Origin of the sequence: Leptospira venezuelensis, assembly GCF_002150035.1 — a bacterium.
Classification (GTDB): Bacteria; Spirochaetota; Leptospiria; order Leptospirales; family Leptospiraceae; genus Leptospira_B; species Leptospira_B venezuelensis.
Window position 1 is genome coordinate 1 of sequence record NZ_NETS01000012.1, and the last position, 4,834, is coordinate 4,834.

General features: G+C 37.5%; 4 protein-coding genes. All 4 read left to right on the forward strand.

Features of this window, described 5'->3' with window-relative positions; translation table 11 throughout:
* The first annotated feature begins 741 nt into the window (after positions 1-741).
* The gene (locus B1C82_RS20275) at positions 742-1,422 is read left to right on the forward strand and encodes a DUF4328 domain-containing protein (protein ID WP_157894153.1); all 681 of its coding nucleotides are present in this window, start codon (positions 742-744) and stop codon (positions 1,420-1,422) included.
* Between the two features lie 641 nt (positions 1,423-2,063).
* A complete protein-coding gene (locus tag B1C82_RS20285) occupies positions 2,064-2,387 on the forward strand; it encodes a type II toxin-antitoxin system RelE/ParE family toxin (RefSeq protein WP_324612546.1) in 324 nt (107 codons plus the stop codon).
* A gap of 36 nt (positions 2,388-2,423) precedes the next feature.
* Entirely contained in the window at positions 2,424-2,744 is a 321-nt protein-coding gene (locus tag B1C82_RS20290; protein WP_086449383.1) for a HigA family addiction module antitoxin, read from the forward strand.
* 302 nt (positions 2,745-3,046) lie between these two features.
* The gene (locus tag B1C82_RS20295; RefSeq protein WP_086449384.1) at positions 3,047-3,388 is read left to right on the forward strand and encodes a hypothetical protein; all 342 of its coding nucleotides are present in this window, start codon (positions 3,047-3,049) and stop codon (positions 3,386-3,388) included.
* Positions 3,389-4,834 lie beyond the last annotated feature (1,446 nt).

Below are 4,834 nucleotides of genomic sequence, written 5' to 3' on the forward strand. Positions count from 1 at the left end.
ATTTCTCATATTTAATTGCTGTAGCTTTCAATTCTCGCAAGTTTAGTTCTATATAGACTAATTGGTTCATCTTAGTAATGATGAATTAAGGCGATTCGTTACGGCGTCTAACTGTCGGTGCTTCCGCTACGTTCGTGGATCACTTCGCGACCACTCACTCGGGCTACGCCACATTTGCTTCTGTCACTCGCCTTGCAGTGGCAAGTCTCGCGCCATCGCAAACGTCGGAACACCTTGGTCGTTAGGCGCCATATCGCGATTTTCTTTTTAAATTTTTAAGATAGAAGTTTTGAATTTCTCCTCAATCATCTAAGTAAAATTCTCTTAAGGTCAGGCCGCTTTTCACCCTTTTCTTGTTTTATATCGTATGTTTGAAAAGCTCTGCAGAATGTTAGAAATTTAATAGAACTACTTGCATCTCTTTCATCAAAAGAATCGAAAAGGGTTCGCTACTTTATCTCTAAAAGTAAATTTACCTTTATTTGACCTTTGCTCTATTAGTAGATTTTACAGAGTAGAGACATTAGTGCACAGTGTTTGAGCGATACAGCGCCTAACTTGCGGCTCTGACGCATCGCTTCGAGATCGCTGCGCGACTCTCGCTCGGCCTCCGGCACATTGGCTCAGTCACTCAATTTGCAGAGGCAATTCTCGTGCCTGTCTTCACTTCGTTCAGCTCGCCAACGTCGTCAAGCCTTGGTCGTTATGCGAAAGTCAGATACTTCAATACTAAGGACAAAAATGGAAAATACTAAACCTCGTTGGACAAAAGCCAGAATTGCAATTATAGTAATTTGGGTGCTTTTGATTTTAAATATAATTTCATTACTATTACTCGCGTTTCAATTTGATTTATTTTTAAAAATCAAAAATGGAATAGAAGTATCTGAGATAGTTATTGAAACAAATGAATATATAGAAGGTTTAACGTCTTTAGTAGTTTTTGGATTCTATTTAATTTCGGGTTTTACTTTTCTTAATTGGTTTGCTTCAGCCTATCTAAATTTAATAGATCGTGTTCCTAACTTAAGTGCGACTAATACACAATTAGTTCTCTCTTGGTTTCTTCCTATTATCTGTCTCTATCGCCCATTTGAAATAATGAAGGAATTATTTCGAAGAACGGAGGAATTGCTGACTATAAAAGGCTTTGCCTCAGGCAAGATTTTCAATATTTCACTTATAACTTGGTGGTGGAATCTTTGGATATTTGATAATTTATTAATCATAGTAAAACGAAACTTTCTTTCGCAGGATAGATCTATTGAGGAGCTATTAGTAGGAATTGGTATAGGTATTTTTGAGTGTTCTGTTTATATTCCTCTCGTAATCATAACTACAAAACTAATTCGCGACTATGGAAATGTTGAGTATTTAATTTCACAAATTCCTATAGATCAAAGCCTTTCTGAGGCGATCTGACCTTCGCATAACTGTCGGCTCTGACGCATCGCTTCGAGATTGCTCCGCAACTCTCGCTCGGCCTTCGGCAAATCGCCTCGGTAACTCAAATTGCAGAGCAATTTTCGTTCCCGTCTTCGCTTCGCTCAGCACGGCGACTTCGTCAAGCCTTGGTCGTTATCCGAACATTTCAGCCAAAATTTGTTTTTTGTTTATTTTTTAATTTCGAGAGTTTTGTTCGTTAAATTTGAGCGATTGGTTGCTTGGAAATTAACTAGCTTCTTTTTTCTAATAGCCGCCATACTTTGAAGTGCATCTTTCAATTCAGGTTTTTCACTCCGTGCGGCTTGTGTTGTTTGATGATAGCATTGAGGGGCGGACAGATTTTGTTATACTAAATTCTTTCGCTTCGCAGAGTCTAAAATTATTTTTAATAGTGTCTGAAACGTCGGATAACTTACGGTGCCTCCGCTCCGCTCGGGGCTTGCTTCGCAACCCACTCGCTTGGCCTTCGGCACATTCGCTTCCGTCACTTCGTTTGCAAAGCAAACTCGTGCCATTGCGAACGTCGGAGCACCTTGGTCGTTAGGCGTAATAAACCTTGCAAACTACTTTAATACATCCCGGACATCCATGTCCGGGTAGGAAAAATTTATCATTTTTTGAGATTGACTATACTTACAATTTCTGTAAGTATAGGTAAATTGATTAAAAGTTTTGAGAATAAGGATACTGAAAAGATCTGGAAGGGTTTATTCGTTAGATCAATCCCAAATCAAATTTCGGAAATAGCTCTTAGAAAACTGAGGATGATCAACAACGCTCAAAGTGTTGAAAATCTGAAATCGCCACCAGGAAATAAGTTAGAATTACTTTCTGGAAATAGGAAAGGGCAGTATAGCATAAGAATAAATGATCAATGGCGAATCTGTTTTCGCTGGGATGAAAAAGATGCCTATGACGTTGAGATCGTCGACTATCATTGAATTCTCTAGTTTGTTTTTATACAGGAAATTAATAGCATGAAAAAATGGATAAAAAACCCACATCCAGGAGATATTCTTAATGAGGAATTTCTTAAACCTTTAGGTTTGAGCGCTTATCAACTTTATAAAGATACAGGTATTCCTCAATCACGTCTTAGTGAAATAATGCATGGAAAAAGAAGCATTTCTGCAAATTATGCATTGAAGTTAGGTAAGTATTTTGACCTTCCTCCTCAATTCTGGTTAGGTTTACAGAATGATTTTGATCTTTTGGAAGCTGAAAGAAAGATTCATAGTCAGTTATCAAAAATTAAGAAATATACGGCTAAAAAAGTTAAGACGCCATCCATGGCTTAATCTTCACTACAAGCCCAAGGTTTACTACGCCTAACTATCGGTGCTTCCGCTACGCTTCGAGATCGCTTACGCGACTCTCGCTCGGGCTTCGCCACATTTTGCTTTGTCACTCGCCTTGCAGGGCAAGTCTCGCGCCAAGTGCTTCGCACGCGCAAAACGTCGGAACACCTTGGTCGTTAGACGCCATAAACTAAAATGATTTCATTATATAAAAATATAAAGATACAAGGAAAATAGTAATAATTCTGAGTAAATTTTATATAGCTAATAAAGAAAATTTAATAGCATATTTAGGATAGTTTATGGTATTTACAGAAAATTCTTCTAATGATCATCCAATACTTAATAGGGCATTTGAATATCGCATTGTCGGATTTAACTTTCAAGATAATCTTTATGACCCGGAAGAATCATATTTAACATTAACTTTGCAGAAGGATTCGGAAATAAAGACTCTAAGGTTTAATATGCCGGTTGATATCTACATAGAAAAAGGATTTCCTCTTCATACTGGAGGCCTTTGTATATTGGATGTTAAGGATAGACAATTAGAGAATATCAATGTACAAGTAGCAGACTTCGAATCCACATCCGGTGGGATTTATTTTTATGCTAAATCTGTTGAACTAATCTTAGAAGGTTAGTTTACGGCGTCTAACTGTTGGCTCTGACGCGTCGCTTCGAGATCGCTTACGCGACTCTCGCTTGGCCTTCGGCACATTGGCTCAGTCATTCGAATTGCAGAGCAATTCTCATGCCTGTCTTCACTTCGCTCAGCTCGCCAACTTCGTCAAGCCTTGGTCGTTAGCCGCCATAATGAATCATGTTAATAACTATCACAAAGTTTTAAAAAATATTCTTAAAAGGTGTTCCAAAGGATCTTTATAAGAATTATACAAAACTTATTGATGACGTGGTTGGCTTTAGTATAACCAGAGAATATTCGATCGACTTAAAATATAAATATCTACGCACCGCTAAAGGAAAGGCTGATGAAGTAGCTTTAATTCATGTTATATATAATTTTCCTCCAAATGAAAAATCATTGCCTAAAGTATCAGAAAGGCGTTTCCCTATTTATCTTCGGATTTCTTTATATAGTCAATACTTAAGAAATCACTATGATTATTTCTATGAGGATGCCAAGTCTCCATCGAAAGAATCGGTTCAGGAAAAATTAAGAACAAAATCATACAGACCAATTGATCTTGAATCTATTGACGAATACTTTTATAACGTTGAAAGATATAGGCTTGAGACTTTGTCAGGGGAGGAGATTTCCGGTAGCAAAATTCTTGAATATTTGTTTCAACAGCACATTAGACCTTCCCAGTCGATTAGAGGATTATTTACGAGGCTTCACATTAAGTTATGGAAGTTCTCGCAAATCAACTTTAAACATAAAATAGATTTTCTTCTTCAGCTAACAATCAAATCGCATGTATGGCTAATTAACAATGGATGTGGTCGATCCTTATTGAATAAAGGAGAACTCCCAGGTCTAATCACAGATAAATGGTATTCAGCTGAGGACTTTACTAAACTCAAGGGCGAATATTTAGATATACTGGGGTATAAGGCCCCTCCCGGCATAGTGATAATATTTAGCGTTATCAATTTGATTCTATATTCTTTATATTATTATTTCGGGATTGAGTTAGATTTCTATATTAGCATAATAACAACTCAATACATAGCTTTGGCTTTTACTATATTTGGGATGTCCATTTTGGAAATAGCTATGCCATTTCTTTTGCGAAACTCTATGAATATGTTCATTAAAATTAGATATAGACTTTGGAAGAGTGTTTCTAAATAGAATTCATTACAGCGGCTAACTATCGGTGCTTCCGCTACGCTTCGAGATTGCTTCGCAACTCTCGCTCGGGCTTCGCCACATTTGCTTCTGTCACTCGCCTTGCAGAGCAAACCTCGCGCCATCGCAAACGTCGGAACACCTTGGTCGTTAGGCGCCATATCGCGACTTTCTTTTTTATTTTTTAAAACAGAAGTTGTGAATTATTCCGTAATCATCTGAGTAAAATTATCTTAAAGTCAGGCCGCTTTTCACCCTTTTCTTACCTTGTATA